Source organism: Rhizobium sophorae (assembly GCF_013087515.1).
Taxonomy (GTDB): Bacteria; Pseudomonadota; Alphaproteobacteria; order Rhizobiales; family Rhizobiaceae; genus Rhizobium; species Rhizobium sophorae.
In genome coordinates this window covers 21,743-36,093 of sequence record NZ_JABFCN010000049.1, presented here as the reverse complement: position 1 = coordinate 36,093, position 14,351 = coordinate 21,743, and the positions used below count along the sequence as shown (strand labels likewise).

10 protein-coding genes are annotated in these 14,351 nt (G+C 60.9%); 7 read left to right on the top strand and 3 right to left on the bottom strand.

Annotation, left to right across the window (positions count from 1 at the left end; genetic code table 11):
• Positions 1–12: 12 nt before the first annotated feature.
• The 3 genes from G9X64_RS28195 to G9X64_RS28185 are packed head-to-tail and all read left to right on the top strand — an operon-like array spanning position 13 to position 3,468.
• Complete coding sequence (locus tag G9X64_RS28195; RefSeq protein WP_168317518.1) at positions 13–1,020, top strand: ABC transporter permease; 1,008 nt, start codon at positions 13–15, stop codon at positions 1,018–1,020.
• Positions 1,017–1,844 (top strand): ABC transporter permease, encoded by an 828-nt coding sequence (locus G9X64_RS28190; RefSeq protein WP_168309639.1) that lies wholly within the window; start codon positions 1,017–1,019, stop codon positions 1,842–1,844. Before G9X64_RS28195 ends, G9X64_RS28190 begins: the two co-directional genes overlap by 4 nt.
• A complete protein-coding gene (locus tag G9X64_RS28185; RefSeq protein WP_171377826.1) occupies positions 1,837–3,468 on the top strand; it encodes an ABC transporter ATP-binding protein in 1,632 nt (543 codons plus the stop codon). Before G9X64_RS28190 ends, G9X64_RS28185 begins: the two co-directional genes overlap by 8 nt.
• Positions 3,469–3,527: 59 nt before the next feature.
• On the opposite strand, the gene G9X64_RS28180 is transcribed toward G9X64_RS28185, so the two are convergent.
• Positions 3,528–4,313, bottom strand: a complete 786-nt coding sequence (locus G9X64_RS28180) for a helix-turn-helix domain-containing protein (protein ID WP_097620121.1) — start codon at positions 4,311–4,313, stop codon at positions 3,528–3,530.
• A 122-nt stretch (positions 4,314–4,435) separates the two neighbouring features.
• Between G9X64_RS28180 and G9X64_RS28175 the strand changes: the two genes are divergently transcribed.
• Positions 4,436–6,016 carry an ABC transporter substrate-binding protein gene (locus G9X64_RS28175; RefSeq protein ID WP_171377825.1) on the top strand — a complete coding sequence of 527 codons (1,581 nt, stop codon included), beginning with the start codon at positions 4,436–4,438 and terminating at the stop codon, positions 6,014–6,016.
• Positions 6,017–6,037: 21 nt separating this feature from the next.
• Positions 6,038–8,041, top strand: a complete 2,004-nt coding sequence (locus G9X64_RS28170) for a CocE/NonD family hydrolase (protein WP_171377824.1) — start codon at positions 6,038–6,040, stop codon at positions 8,039–8,041.
• Positions 8,042–8,044: 3 nt separating this feature from the next.
• Here the strand turns inward: G9X64_RS28170 and G9X64_RS28165 are convergent, their stop codons facing one another.
• On the bottom strand, positions 8,045–8,956 hold the full coding sequence (locus G9X64_RS28165) for an alpha/beta hydrolase (RefSeq protein ID WP_171377823.1): 912 nt from the start codon (positions 8,954–8,956) through the stop codon (positions 8,045–8,047).
• A 224-nt stretch (positions 8,957–9,180) separates the two neighbouring features.
• Between G9X64_RS28165 and G9X64_RS28160 the strand changes: the two genes are divergently transcribed.
• Both G9X64_RS28160 and G9X64_RS28155 read left to right on the top strand, forming a co-directional pair.
• Positions 9,181–9,705: an RNA polymerase sigma factor gene (locus G9X64_RS28160; RefSeq protein ID WP_168317523.1), complete on the top strand. Its 525-nt coding sequence runs from the start codon at positions 9,181–9,183 to the stop codon at positions 9,703–9,705.
• Positions 9,702–11,828, top strand: a complete 2,127-nt coding sequence (locus tag G9X64_RS28155; protein ID WP_171377822.1) for a VWA domain-containing protein — start codon at positions 9,702–9,704, stop codon at positions 11,826–11,828. The genes G9X64_RS28160 and G9X64_RS28155 overlap by 4 nt, the downstream gene beginning before the upstream one ends.
• Positions 11,829–11,901: 73 nt before the next feature.
• Here the strand turns inward: G9X64_RS28155 and G9X64_RS28150 are convergent, their stop codons facing one another.
• Positions 11,902–14,100: a TonB-dependent siderophore receptor gene (locus G9X64_RS28150; protein ID WP_168309646.1), complete on the bottom strand. Its 2,199-nt coding sequence runs from the start codon at positions 14,098–14,100 to the stop codon at positions 11,902–11,904.
• Between the last annotated feature and the right edge of the window lie 251 nt (positions 14,101–14,351).

Here is a 14,351-nt window from a genome sequence, read left to right as displayed (position 1 = left end):
GAGGTCCTCGCCATGACCAATCCTGCCCCAAGCAATATCTTGCCCGGCCTCGGGTTTCGGCAGCGTTTTCCGCTGCTTGCCCTTATCCTTGAGCGTTTCTTGCTCAGCATCGTCCTGCTCTTTGCCGTTTCCATCGTGATCTTCGGCGGCCTGGAAGCCCTGCCCGGCGATTTTGCGACCACCTATCTCGGCCAGTCGGCGACACCGCAGGCCGTTGCCAATATTCGCCAGGACCTCGGGCTGAACCGCCCGATCACCACGCGTTACGTCGAATGGCTCGGGAACGCCGTCCAGGGTGACTTCGGCACCTCCTGGGCCAGCAAGAATTCGGTGAGCGAACAGATCGGCAAGCGCCTTGGCAATTCGCTCTTCCTGGCGGGTTTCGCAGCCGTGATATCGGTGCCGCTCGCCGTCGGGCTCGGCATGCTGTCGGTGCATTTCCGCAATCGCCTGCCGGATAAGATCATCAACGTCATCTCGCTTGCGGCGATCTCGCTGCCGGAATTCTTCGTCGGCTACCTGCTGATCCTGTTCTTCGCGGTGAAATTCGGCGTGGCCACCTTTCCGGCGACGGTCTATGACAGCATGGGTTTCGTCGAGCGATTGAAAGCAATCGCGCTACCGACGGCGACCCTCGTGCTCGTCGTACTCGCGCATATGATGCGCATGACGCGGGCGGCAATCCTCTCCGTCATGTCGTCGGCCTATATGGAAACCGCAGAGCTGAAGGGACTCAGTGCCTTCCGCTCGATCGTCAAGCATGCCGCTCCCAATGCGCTTGCGCCGGTCATCAACGTCATCGCATTGACGCTTGCCTATCTCGTGGTCGGCGTCGTCGTTGTCGAAGTGGTCTTCGTCTATCCCGGCATGGGGCAGTACATGGTCGATGCGGTCACCGTGCGCGACATGCCTGTCGTGCAGGCCTGCGGCCTGATCTTCGCGGCCGTCTATATCTTCCTCAACATGACGGCCGATATTCTCGCGATTATCGCCAATCCCAGGCTGAGGCATCCACGATGAGATTGAGAGACATTCCCATCACCGCCTGGATCGGCATGGCCGGTATCGTCATCGCCTTCATCTTCGCGATATTCGCACCCTGGATCGCTCCTTATGGCGAGACACAGGTCGTCGGCGACGTCTGGCAGATGCCGGATGATCAATATATCTTCGGCCTCGACAATCTCGGCCGCGACATCTTCTCGCGGCTGATCTACGGCGCACGCACGACGCTCGTGGTCGCGTCCGCCGCCACCGTCATCTCCTTCTCGCTCGGCATTATCCTGAGCTTCACCGCGGCCGTCTCGCGCGGCGTGGTCGACACCGTCCTCTCACGCTTCAACGATCTGATGATGTCGATCCCGACGCTGATCTTCGCACTGGTGGTACTGGCGGTGCTGCCGCAAAACATGGTCGTGCTGATCCTTGTCATGGCGATCCTCGATTCCACCCGCGTCTACCGTCTCGGCCGTGCCGTGGCGCTCGATGTCGCGGTGATGGAATTCGTCGAGGCGGCGACGCTGCGCGGCGAAGGCAAGCTCTGGATCATCTTCCGCGAAATCCTGCCGAACACGCTGTCGCCTCTGCTTGCCGAATTCGGGCTACGCTTCGCCTTCTCGATCCTGTTCCTCTCGACGCTTTCCTTCCTCGGCCTCGGCATTCAGCCGCCTGCGGCCGATTGGGGCGGCATGGTCAAGGACAACAAAGACGGCATCATCTTCGGCATATCGGCGGCGCTGGTGCCGGGCACGGCGATCGCCGTGCTTGCCGTCTGCGTCAACCTCGTCGTCGACTGGCTCCTGAAACGCACATCCAGCCTCAAGGGAGGGCGCGGCGATGCCTGAGCTTCTTTCCGTTCGCAATCTGAAGATCGAAGCGACCAGCTATCCGCCGGGCGAACCGCCGAAGCGAGTGACAATCGTCGACGGCGTTTCCTTCGACCTGCAAAAGGGCAAGGTCCTCGGTCTGATCGGCGAATCGGGCGCCGGCAAGTCGACGATCGGCCTTTCGGCGCTTGCTTATGGCCGGGGTGGCGCCGAAATCACCGGCGGTGAGGTGCGGCTCGACGGCGCCGATATCCTGGCGCTCGGCAAGAACGGCATCCGAAAAATTCGCGGTGCACGAGTCTGCTATGTCGCGCAATCGGCGGCGGCCGCCTTCAATCCGGCCCACAGGCTCGGCGATCAGGTGATCGAAGCGTCGATCAAGCATGGTTTGATGAGCAAAGACGAGGCGCGCAAACGGGCGCTTTATCTGTTCGGGGTTCTCGGCCTGCCCAATCCCGAAACCTTCGGCGAGCGCTTTCCCCACCAGGTCTCCGGCGGCCAGTTGCAGCGGGCGATGACGGCGATGGCGCTCTGCTCCAACCCTGAGCTCATCGTCTTCGACGAACCGACCACGGCGCTCGACGTCACCACGCAGATCGACGTGCTGGCGGCGATCAAGCATGCCATCGAGGAAACGCACACCGCCGCCCTTTATATCACCCACGACCTCGCCGTCGTCGCCCAGATCTCCGACGACATCATGGTCCTGCGCTATGGCAAGCAAGTCGAGTATGGCAGTGTCCAGCAGATCATCGAGGCACCGCGGGAGGACTATACGCGCGCCCTCGTCAATGTCAGGCAGGCCTATCGCGAGGAAGCCGCCGACCAGTCCACGGCGCTTCTCAAGGTGGAAAATGTCAGTGCCGAATATTCCAACGGTTTCAAGGTGTTGCACGATGTCTCGCTGCATGTGCCGAAGGGGCAGACACTCGCTGTCGTCGGTGAATCCGGCTCGGGAAAATCGACCCTGGCGCGTGTCATTACCGGGCTCTTGCCGCCGAGCAGCGGGCGCATCGTCTTCGATGGAAAGCCACTGATGCCGGGCCTCAAGAGCCGGCCGAACGACGACCTTAGGCGTATCCAGCTGATCTACCAGATGGCCGATACGGCGATGAACCCGCGGCAGACGGTCCGCGACATCATCGGCCGCCCGCTGACCTTCTATTATGGCCTTCGAGGTGCCGAGAAGACCGCCCGGGTAAAGGAACTGCTCGACCAGATCGAAATGGGCAAGGGCTTTGTCGATCGCTACCCGGCCGAACTATCAGGTGGCCAGAAGCAGCGCGTCGCAATCGCGAGGGCGCTTGCCGCCAAGCCCGAACTCATCCTTTGCGACGAGCCGACCTCGGCGCTCGATCCGCTGGTTGCCGAAGGCATTCTGAAACTGCTGCTGAAGCTGCAGGAAGAGGAACAGCTCTCCTACGTCTTCATCACCCATGACATCGCTATCGTGCGCGCCATCGCCGACAGCGTCGCGGTGATGCATCGCGGCAAGCTCGTCCGCTTCGGTCCCAAATCCCAAGCGCTATCGCCGCCCTTCGACGATTACACCGACCTGCTGCTGAAATCCGTGCCCGAGATGGAGATCGGCTGGCTGGAGCGGGTACTGACGACGCGGAAGATGGCAAGCGCTGGAAATTGAAGGCTCCAAATCTTCCGGCGGTCATCCGGATCTGATGGCTTAGTCGCAAATCGGTGTCTTCAATACTCTGCCGGCACGGCATATACTTCCGCGGATGGATCTGCGAGGAACGAGCGCACCGTCGGTGGCAGCTGGCGTGAAGACAGCGGCAGTGGTCCGCAGCGCGACAGAAGCTCGCGCAGGTCGGGCTCGGCGCCGACATGCCGCCAGATCATCCGCGACGCATAGGGGAGATTTTCCCTTCGCCAGGAAACTCCCATTGTCGTCCCGCGCAGATAGACGCGCTGGTACTCGTCGAATGGCAGGAGGATCGTCTGTGACAGTATCGGATTCGAGCCGACCACCCGCTCCGTAATGAAAATCCGGTTTCGATAGAAGGCAGCAAGGCCGACATATTTCGAAAATTGCTGGATGCCGTTTCCGGGGTCCCGCAGACGCTCCATTGATTTGACATGCGCAAGCCCACCCTTCTCCAAAATGCGGCTGCAAGAACAGACAACCATTCCCGGCCAGGACGGTGAACGATGATAGGTTTGGAAATAGCCGATATGGCGCCGGAGCGCGGTCAGATCTCCTGGGAACGCCTTTAACAGTTCGGAACTTTGATTGAGGTCCAGAGTCGGTTTGCGAAGCCGCTCGCGAAAGAGCCTGGGAGCGAGACCAAAGTCGGCTGCGTCGAGATCGAAATACTTGGCTATGCGCGCGAGATTATGGGCCGACGGGCTCGTCTGGCCGTTGATATATCGATTGAATTGCTGCCGATTGATATCGATCGCGCGGCACAGATGCGAAATGGAACGCTGCGTGGCACAGGCAATCTTGAGGTTCTCGACCAGGTGACGCATCGGCGGCTCCGTCTTAAATGTTAGTAGCGTAAACTCGCTTAAAGATGCGTCAAGTCGCGAAATTGCGTGGAGCAGCCTGACCTCTACGTTCCCTTCTAGTAAAATTGAAAAAGGGAACTGCAATGACACGTGAAAAGGATCAATCTTCGCCTCTGAGTATCGGCCGCCGTCACTTCCTGGGCGGTGCCGTCGCGCTGGGCGCTTTGCCTGCTCTCACCTCCGGCCTGCTGGTGCCGCGCGATGCCCACGCGCAGGAAGCGAAACGCGGTGGTCATCTGAAACTCGGCCTCAAGGGCGGCGCCACCAGTGATGCGCTCGACCCTGCGACCTATAGCGCCTCCGTGTTGTTCGTCATTGGCCGACTCTGGGGCGACACACTTGTCGAATCCGACCCCAAGACCGGTGCGCCCTTGCCGTCGCTGGCGACTTCCTGGACGCCATCAGCGGACGCATCCGTCTGGACTTTCAAGATCAGGAACGACGTGCAGTTCCACGACGGCAGCAAGATGACCGTCGCGGACATCGTCGCGACACTGAAGCGACATGCGGACAAGAATTCGCAGTCGGGTGCTCTGGGGCTCATGGCCTCGATCACCGGTATCGAAGAAAAAGCGGGCGACCTTATCCTGACGCTTTCGGAAGGCAATGCGGACCTGCCTTTGCTTTTGACCGACTACCACCTGATCATCCAGGCGAAGGGCGGCGTCGACAAGCCTGCGGCGGCCATCGGGACAGGTCCTTACATTCTGAAAAGCTTCGAACCGGGCGTTCGCGCAGCCTTCGAGAAAAACCCGAAGGATTGGCGCTCCGACCGCGGCTTTGTCGACAGCGTCGAAATCCTCGTCATCAACGACAACACCGCCCGCATTGCCGCACTTGCCTCCGGCCAGGTCCATTTCGTCAACAACGTCGACCCCAAGACCGTCCCGATGCTGCAGCGAGCACCGACCGTCGACATCCTCCGGAATGCCGGCAAGGGCTTCTATTGTTTCCTGATGCATTGCGACACCGCTCCCTTCGAGAACGCCGATCTTCGGCTTGCGCTGAAATATGCCATCGATCGTCAGGCGATCCTCGACAAGGTTTTGGGCGGCTACGGAACGATCGGCAACGACTATCCGGTCAATTCCAACTACGCCCTCGCCCCGGCCGATATCGAGCAGCGCCCTTATGATCCGGACAAGGCCGCCTTCCACTTCAAAAAATCGGGTCTCGACCGCTCCATTCAGCTGCTCACATCAGACGCGGCCTTTCCCGGCGCCGTGGATGCGGCGATCCTGTTCCAGCAAAGCGCGCGCAAGGCCGGCATCACGATCGACGTCAAGCGCGAACCGGAAGACGGCTACTGGACCAATGTCTGGAACAAGCAGCCCTTCTGCGCCTCGTTCTGGGGCGGCCGTCCGACTCAGGATTCGCGCTATTCCACCTCCTACCTGTCGACCGCAGAATGGAACGACACGCGTTTCAAGCGCGCTGACTTCGACAAATTCGTTCTGCAAGCAAGGTCTGAACTTGATGAGGCCAAGCGAAAAGTGCTTTATCGGCAATTGGCGCTGATGGTGCGAGACGATGGCGGTCTGATCTTGCCCGTCTTCAACGACTATATCATGGCCTCTTCGAAAACGCTGAAGGGATATGTCGACGATATCGGCAACGATATGTCCAACGGCTACATCGGCAGCCGTGTGTGGCTTAATGCCTAAAGCTCTTCTGGATATATGACCATGTCAGACCGCAGCTTCACGACCATCGAAAATCAGTGGATCACCTTGAAGGACGGCACGCGGCTCGCCGCACGCATCTGGATGCCCGACGGCACGGAGAAGGATCCCGTGCCGGCGGTCTTCGAGTTCCTGCCCTATCGTAAGCGCGACGGGACAAGCCCGCGTGATGAATCCACCTACCCCGTCTTCGCTGCAGCCGGGATTGCCGGCGTGCGCGTCGATATCCGCGGATCGGGAGAATCCGACGGCGTCATCGATGGCGAATATACCGAGCGTGAGCTTGCCGATGCCTGCGAGCTCATTGCCTGGATTGCCGCGCAGCCCTGGTCGAACGGCGCGGTCGGCATGATAGGCATCTCATGGGGCGGGTTCAACAGCCTGCAGGTCGCAGCACTGCGTCCGCCGGGGCTGAGGGCCGTCATATCGATCGCCTCGACCGTCGACCGCTACAATGACGACATCCACTACAAGAACGGCTGCCATCTCTCCGCCCAGCTCTCATGGGCGGCAACGATGCTCGGTTACCAGTCGCGGCCGCCCGATCCTGCGCTTGTCGGCGAACGCTGGAAGGAGATGTGGCTGGAACGGCTGGCAGGCGAACCCTTCTTCATGGAAGAGTGGTTGAGCCACCAGCGACGCGATGATTTCTGGCGTCACGGCTCGATCTCAGAGGATTTTTCGAGCATGGAGATCCCGGCGCTTGTCATCGCCGGCTGGGCCGACGGCTACCGCAATACCCCTCTGATGGCGGTCGAAGGCCTGGGCCTCAAAGCGAAGGCACTGATCGGCCCGTGGGTTCACAAATATCCGCATTTCGCCTGGCCGAAGCCGCGCACGGATTTCCATGGCGAAGCGATCGCCTGGTGGAACAAGTGGCTGCGTGGCGAGGACAATGGCATCGACACCTTGCCGCAGGCCCGCGCCTATATTCTCGATGCCATCCGCCCTGCCCCGCGACGCGACAGCGATCCGGGTTTTTGGGTTGCCAAGGACGTCTGGTCGCCGCCACAGATGCAATGCTTCTATGTCGAGCAGTTCGGCAGGTTGACGGAAGGCATGCCGATTCCGCACGCGCCCGAACATCCCGTCTATCTCCGCTCGCCGCTCGACACCGGGACGGCGTCCGGGGAGTATTTCACCCTGAAACCCGACGCCGAAATGGCGATCGATCAACGCTCGGACGATGCCGGCTCGCTGGTCTTCGATACGATGCCGCTTGCGAGGGATCACGACTATCTCGGACGGCCCGTGCTCACGCTTGCGCTGCGGTCGCGGTCGGCGGGCGGAAATCTCTGCGCCCGGCTCATCGATGTCCATCCGGATGGCACCGCAACGCGTGTCGCCTTCGGCGTCGTCAATCTCACCCACCGCGACGGCAATGCAGATCCCAAGCCGCTGATGCCAGGCGAGAGGGTGACGATCCGGCTCGTGCTTGATGCCTGCGGTTATCGCTTCCGCAAGGGGCATCGCATCCGCCTTTCGCTTTCCACCGCCTATTGGCCGATGATCCTCCCGCCGCCTGATGACGACGGGATCGACATCGATATTGCGGCACTCGGCCTGGGGCTGCCGATGCTCGGCGAGCACGGGAGGATCGAAATCAAGGAACCGGCCAATCCCGATCCGCTGCCGAAATACATCGAGCACGCCGCCGCCGCGACGAAGCGGCAGGTCGTCCGCGATCTCTCGGCCGCCCGGACGGACTATCACATCCACGAGGATACCGGGCTCACAGAACACCCTGAGACCGGCCTCTCGACCCGGCAATTGCGGGAGGAGGTCTGGTCGATCTCACCTGATGATCCGCTGTCGATGACCGGGACGTCGACCTGGACCTGCGACATGCGCCGCCCCGGCTGGTTCGTGCGAACAGTCGCGACCGCGCGGATTGCTTGCACCCGGACGGATTGGATCATCAGCGCTGTCGTCACCGCTTTCGAGGACGATGTGCAAGTCTTCGAAAAGGTCTTTACGGAGAAGCAGATTGCGCGCGACCTGATGTGATCGTCAGGCCGCCGCGAAATGACTGATGGCCTCGCAGACGGCACGGAAGCCATCGCGGGCGCCATCGCTCATGTGGCGGGCGCGCAGCCACGCATGCACCATCTGCGGCTCCTCCCGGAACCAGACTTCGACGCCCTCCGCGGTGAGCCGGGCGGCATAGTGCCGGCCGTCGTCCCGGAGCGGATCGAAATGCGCGACCGTGATGAAGGCCGGCGGCAGCCCGGCAAGCGAAGCGGCCTGCAGCGGCTCGGCGATCTCATTGCCCGCCGGCGCCTGCAGGATCTCGCGGTAATAAACGACATCCGCCGTCGTCAATCCAGGCGCCGCAGCCATTTCGACATAGGAGTCCGCAGTAAGGTCACCGCCAAGCGCCGGATAGATCAGGACCTGGCCGACGACGCCGGACAGGCCTTCGTCGCGCGCCCGCAACGCAAGGCCTGCCGCCAGATTGGCGCCGGCGCTGTCGCCGATCAGCACGACCTTGCCGTTGGCGGAAAGCAGATGCTTCAACACGGCAAAGCCGTCATCCGTCTGGGCCGGCCAGCGATATTCAGGCGCCAGCCGATAATCGACGGAAACGAGTTCCGCGCCGGCAAAATCGGCAATTTCGGCGCAGATGGCATGGTGGCTCTCAAGCGAACCGACAACGAAGCCGCCGCCATGAAGATAGAGCAGAATGGTCCGCGTGCTGATTTTGCGCGGACGGTAACGCCGGATCGGTATGCGCTGGAACATGCCGTCCGCAAAGATCATCTCCGGGGGCAGCGGCCGGTCGAAACGCGCGCAAAGAGCATCGTACCAATGCCGCTGCTGCTCGATCGATGCTTGAACGGCGTCTGGCGGATAGAAGGAATCGCAAATCGCCAGAAACTGCAGGATGCCCCTTTCGGTGGGGACAGGCGGTTGGGCGGACATGAAGGTCCTTTCGCGATTTGGGACATGGCAGATTATGTCCCTGGCCGACTCTATCCTCATCATGCGCCTTTGTGATGGAGGCGATCTGTCTGGCCGCGACCCATGGATGTCGCGGCTTTCAAAATTCGCGATAATTTTTTCATCGCCGACCCAAGGAAAGTCATCCGAGAAACGTCTCAATCTCGAAATAGCATCTTGCTGGTCGGTATGGGGTAGGTGCGGAATTGGATGCGGAGCTCATAGAACGAGCGCAGGGCGGCGACCGGGAGGCCTTCGGGCAACTCGTCTCGCGCCATTATGATTTCGTCCATGCGACGGCGTGGCGCTGGTCGGGCAGTTCCACCGACGCCGACGACATCGCCCAGGAGGTCTGCGTCAAGCTCGGCGCGGCCATCCGCAGCTTTCGCGGCGCCAGCCGCTTCAGGACATGGCTCTACACGCTGACGCTCAACGCCGCCCGCGACCATAGACGCAAGCTTGCCCGAGAGGAGCAGACATTCCGAGCTTACTCCGCCGAACCGCAGCAGGATGCGCCGGCCGGAAACGAGGACGAGCTATCGAGCGAATTATGGGCGGCCGTGCGCGCCTTGCCGGAAAGGCAATGCGACGCCGTACTGCTCGTTTACGGCGAAGGTCTCAGCCATTCCGCTGCCGCCGATGTCATGGGCTGTTCGGAGGCGACCGTGTCCTGGCAGGTCCATGAGGCGCGCAAGAGGCTGAAGGCCGTGCTCGGCAAGGAAGAGGTATGACCGTGGACAAGGAACTCGAAAAACTCTCCCGCCTGACACCGCCGGCACCCGATCCGGAGGCGCGCGCGCGTGCGCTTGCTGCCGCGATGCAGGCCTTCGACACCGCAGAAAATAATGCGCCGGCAGCCCAAGGAAATGCGAAAGGCTGGCGTCAAAGCTCCATCATCAACTGGATATGGAGCCCTGCCATGAACAAGAAATTCCTCGCCGGTTCAGCCCTTGCGACGCTGCTCGTCATTCCCGCCGCCGGTTATCTCGCGATCGAGCTGACACGCAACGGATTGCCGACCGTCGATCAGACTGAGATCGCCGGCAATCTTTCGAAAAATGAGGCGTCGAAACAACCGGCCGCAACCGCCGATCAGCCGGTTACTGTCGCCCCGCAAGCACCGGCCGGGAACGGCAGCCTGACTGAGCAATCTGTTGCTGTCGCGCTAGCCCCGCAGGACAAGGAGGCGCCGGCACTCGCGAAACCCGATTCGTTGCAGACATCCGAATTCGATGCCAACGACGTCGCCGCCCTCGCGAACAAGCCGGAGGGTTCTGCCGCGGCACTCGGGGCGGCCAAACGCGCTGCGCCGGCCACTCCCGGCATCGCCCCTCAGCAGCAGTTGGCCGAACCGATGGCCGCCATCGCCCCCTCGCCTACTCCGCCGGCGGAGGGGCGTGTCCAGATTCAGCTCGATCCCAATCGCGAGCGGTTTGCCAATGCCGCGGCAAATCCTATCAAGAGCGTGGCGACGGATCCGGTCTCGACCTTCTCCGCCGATGTCGACAGCGCGTCCTATGCCTTCGTTCGCCGGTCGCTGACCGGGGGGGCGATGCCCGATCCGCAATCGGTTCGCGTCGAGGAGATGATCAACTATTTCCCCTATGACTGGCCGGGTCCTGATACAGCCGACCAGCCTTTCAAGGCGACGGTGACCGTCATGCCGACCCCGTGGAACCACGACACGGAATTGATGCATGTGGCGATCAAGGGCTATGACATCGCGCCGGCGACCACGCCGCATGCCAATCTGGTCTTCCTGATCGACGTCTCGGGCTCGATGGACGAGCCGGACAAGCTGCCGCTTCTTAAAAGCGCCTTCCGTCTCCTGGTCAACAGGCTGAAACCCGACGACACCGTCTCGATCATCACCTATGCCGGCAATGCCGGCACCGTGCTGTCCCCGACACGCGTAGCGGAAAAATCGAAGATCCTGTCGGCAATCGACAGGCTGGAGCCTGGCGGCTCGACCGGCGGCGCTGAAGGCATCGAGGCAGCCTACGATCTTGCCAAGCAGGCCTTCGTCAAGGACGGCGTCAACCGGGTGATGCTGGCGACGGATGGCGATTTCAATGTCGGCCCGTCGAGCGACGAGGATTTGAAGCGCATCATCGAAGAGAAGCGCAAGGACGGCATTTTCCTCACCGTTCTCGGCTTCGGACGGGGCAATCTCAACGATTCCCTGATGCAGACGCTCGCCCAGAACGGCAATGGCAGCGCCGCCTATATCGATAGCTTGGCCGAGGCGCAGAAGACGCTGGTCGAAGAGGCCGGATCGACGCTGTTTCCGATCGCCAGAGACGTCAAGTTTCAGGTCGAGTTCAACCCGGAACGGATCGCCGAATACCGGCTGATCGGTTACGAGACGCGGGCGCTGAAGCGCGAGGATTTCAACAATGACCGTGTCGACGCCGGCGATATCGGCTCCGGCCACAGCGTCACGGCGATTTACGAGATTACGCCCAAGGGAAGTCCGGCAGTGATGAATGACGATCTGCGGTACGGCGCAGCCAACAAGGTGCCGGCTGAGGCCTCCGACAACGCCCATCAAGGTGAGCTTGCCTTCGTCAAGATGCGCTACAAAAGGCCGGGCGAGGACAAGAGCGCTCTCATCACCACGCCTGTCAATAACAGCAATGCGGTCGCCACCGTCGATGCCGCGCCGCCGGATGTCCGTTTCTCGGTGGCCGTCGCCGCCTTCGGTCAGAAACTGAGCCGCATCGCCGCTCTCGACTCCTATTCCTATCAGGCGATTGCCGATCTCGCCGCGGCATCGCGGGGGACTGACACCTTCGGCTACAGGTCGGATTTCCTCGGCCTCGTTCGTTTGGCGGACGGCCTCAGCCAACGGTGAATGAAAAAGTGCCGACCGCGACAGGCGCAGCAAAAAAAGAGGCCTCCTAAACGAGGCCTCTGTTCTTGAGCGATCAGAACTTAACGCTGGCGGAGAGCGTCGCGTTGAAGGGTTCGCCGATCTGGTTGCCGAGATTGGTCGTGCCAATCGACGAGGTGTAATAGGTCTTGTCGAAAATGTTCTTGAGGTTGAGCTGCAGCGTCAGCGGCCGCTCGAGCTGGATGGTGTAGGCCGCAAAGGCATCGGCGAGCAGATAGCCGGGCAGGAAATAGGTATTGGTATTGATGCCGGCCCGCTTGCCGGCACCGCGAATGCCGGCGCCGACCTTCAGCGTATTGCCGTTGCCATCGATCTCGCCGAAGTCATAGGCGAAGAACAGCGAGCCCGTATGCCGCGGCACGTTGACCGGCCATTTTCCGGCATAGACGGGATCATCGATTATCTTGGCATCGGTGAAGCCATAGCTGGCGATCACGCTGAACTCGTCGGTGATCTCACCGGCAATGTCGACCTCCACGCCTCGGGCGCGCACCAATCCTGCGGTTTTCACGACAGTCTCACCGTCGACGACCTCGGAATAGGCGACATTCTTCTTATCGCTCGTATAGAGCGCGATATTGGCCGTCAGCCCGTCGGCGATCTCGAACTTGCTGCCGATTTCGTAGGAGACGCCTTCCTCCGGCGGCAGGTTGCCGTAATAGGCGGCGATCGACGATTGTGGCCGGAACGTCTCGGCGACATTCGCATAGAAGGAAATATCCGGCGTCATCTTGTAGACGATGCCGCCGCGCGGAACGAGCTTGTCGCCGCTGCTGTCGGTGTTGGTGACGAAGGGACGACCCTTGCCGGCCATCAGATCGTAATGCTGGTAACGCAGACCGCCGACGAGAATCCACTGGTCGGTGAGATAGAGCGAGTCCTGGAAATAGGCCGATGCCGTCGAGATCTGCTCGGTCTGGTCGCTATCGGCCTTCGAAACCGTCGTGCATTCCGGCAGCTTGCCGTAGACGGGATTGTAGATATTGAAATTCACCGATTGCGCGCAGCGGATCAGGTCGCTGCGGAATGTGTCCGCATAGTCGTAAGAAGCGCCGAACAGCAACTCATTGCGCAGACCGCCGATTTCGACATCGCCGGTCAGATCGAGGCGCAGGGCGTGATTGTAGATTTCCGAGCCCTGGGTCGCGTCGGCGCGGCGCGTCACGTTGCCGTTCAGGCGGTTATAGGCCATTACGCGGGCCTGATTGTCGGAATATTCATTGTAGCTGTAGCTATAATCGAAGTTCAGTTTCCAGTTGTCGTTGAACTCGTGCTTGACGTTCAACGTCGCCATGTCGGAGCTGCCCTCGGAAATATTATAGGGCTCGTCGAAGCGGATTTCGGGATCGACGTCGACGGCACGTCCGGTGACCGGATCGAAGATGGTGCCGCGATCGAAGGGGACGCTGTAATCCTCGTGCATGTAGGAGAGCGTGACCTCGGTATCCTCGCCATACCAGGAGAGCGACGGCGAGATGATCCAGTCCTTCGTCTCGCCGAAATTGCGCCAGTAGTCGATGTTCTTGTATTCGCCGATGATGCGGTAGGCGAAATCGGTTCCTTCGATCGGCCCGGTGAAATCGAGGCCGGTCGAGCCGCCGCCGAAGCTGGAGGCGGTGCCGTAGATCTCACCGCTGAAGGTCTGTTCCGGCTTCTTGGTGACGACGTTGATCATGCCGCCGGGGTCGAGAATGCCGTAAAGCGTCGAGGCCGGCCCTTTCAGCACCTCGACGCGCTCGGATGTGGCGTTGAAGCTGCGCGGCAGCGCCGTCTTCAGGCCGTTCGTCAGGATCGAGCCGTCGCGATTGTCACCGAAGCCGCGGCGAATGAAGGAATCCTGCGTGCCGCCGAGCGTATTGGCCTGGCCGATGCCGCTGATGTTGGAAAGCGCATCGTCGAGCGATTGCGCCTTCTGATCCTTCAGCACATCTTCACTGACGACGTTGACAGCTTGGGGGATATCGATCAGCGGCGTGTCAGTGCGCGTCGCCGTGACGGTCGAGATGGGCTGGTAGCCCTCCATCGCTCCGTCCTTGCTGCCGCCTCTGACGACGATCGGTTCAAGAACCGTGCTGTCCTCGACCCTATCGCCCTTCTTGGCGACCGTCGCCTTGGTCGGCTTCGCCGCTTCCTGTGCCATGACGGGATAGGCAGCGCAGGCGCTTAAAATGAGAAAGACCGCGCGCATATGGTTGATCCCAACGCTCGAAAGTGCCGTCTTTCCCTGCTTCATTTTGCCCCCATACCCGTCCGGATATTGTCCAATTCAACAATCAATTCGAAAGCCCGCACCATGTCGGGTCGGTGGCTTATTCTTTTCATGAATGTAGTAGTCAACTTTTAAGTCGCGCAATTTTTATCTTCCGTCACCAGGCGCATCCTCGAATTGGGCAAGTGATCCGCCCCGCAACGCGAAGTCGCTTGGCCAAAAATCGCATGGATTCAGCAGGATAGGTCCATGTTCGACGGATTCTTGCTGAGGCC

Excerpts from the sequence above, each read along its gene's own strand:
- G9X64_RS28180 (WP_097620121.1), bottom strand. The coding sequence starts at position 4,313 with ATGCGTCACCTGGTCGAGAACCTCAAGATTGCCTGTGCCACGCAGCGT.
- G9X64_RS28185 (WP_171377826.1), top strand. The coding sequence starts at position 1,837 with ATGCCTGAGCTTCTTTCCGTTCGCAATCTGAAGATCGAAGCGACCAGC.
- G9X64_RS28150 (WP_168309646.1), bottom strand. The coding sequence starts at position 14,100 with ATGAAGCAGGGAAAGACGGCACTTTCGAGCGTTGGGATCAACCATATG.
- G9X64_RS28195 (WP_168317518.1), top strand. The coding sequence starts at position 13 with ATGACCAATCCTGCCCCAAGCAATATCTTGCCCGGCCTCGGGTTTCGG.
- G9X64_RS28165 (WP_171377823.1), bottom strand. The coding sequence starts at position 8,956 with ATGTCCGCCCAACCGCCTGTCCCCACCGAAAGGGGCATCCTGCAGTTT.
- G9X64_RS28170 (WP_171377824.1), top strand. The coding sequence starts at position 6,038 with ATGTCAGACCGCAGCTTCACGACCATCGAAAATCAGTGGATCACCTTG.
- G9X64_RS28155 (WP_171377822.1), top strand. The coding sequence starts at position 9,702 with ATGACCGTGGACAAGGAACTCGAAAAACTCTCCCGCCTGACACCGCCG.
- G9X64_RS28190 (WP_168309639.1), top strand. The coding sequence starts at position 1,017 with ATGAGATTGAGAGACATTCCCATCACCGCCTGGATCGGCATGGCCGGT.
- G9X64_RS28175 (WP_171377825.1), top strand. The coding sequence starts at position 4,436 with ATGACACGTGAAAAGGATCAATCTTCGCCTCTGAGTATCGGCCGCCGT.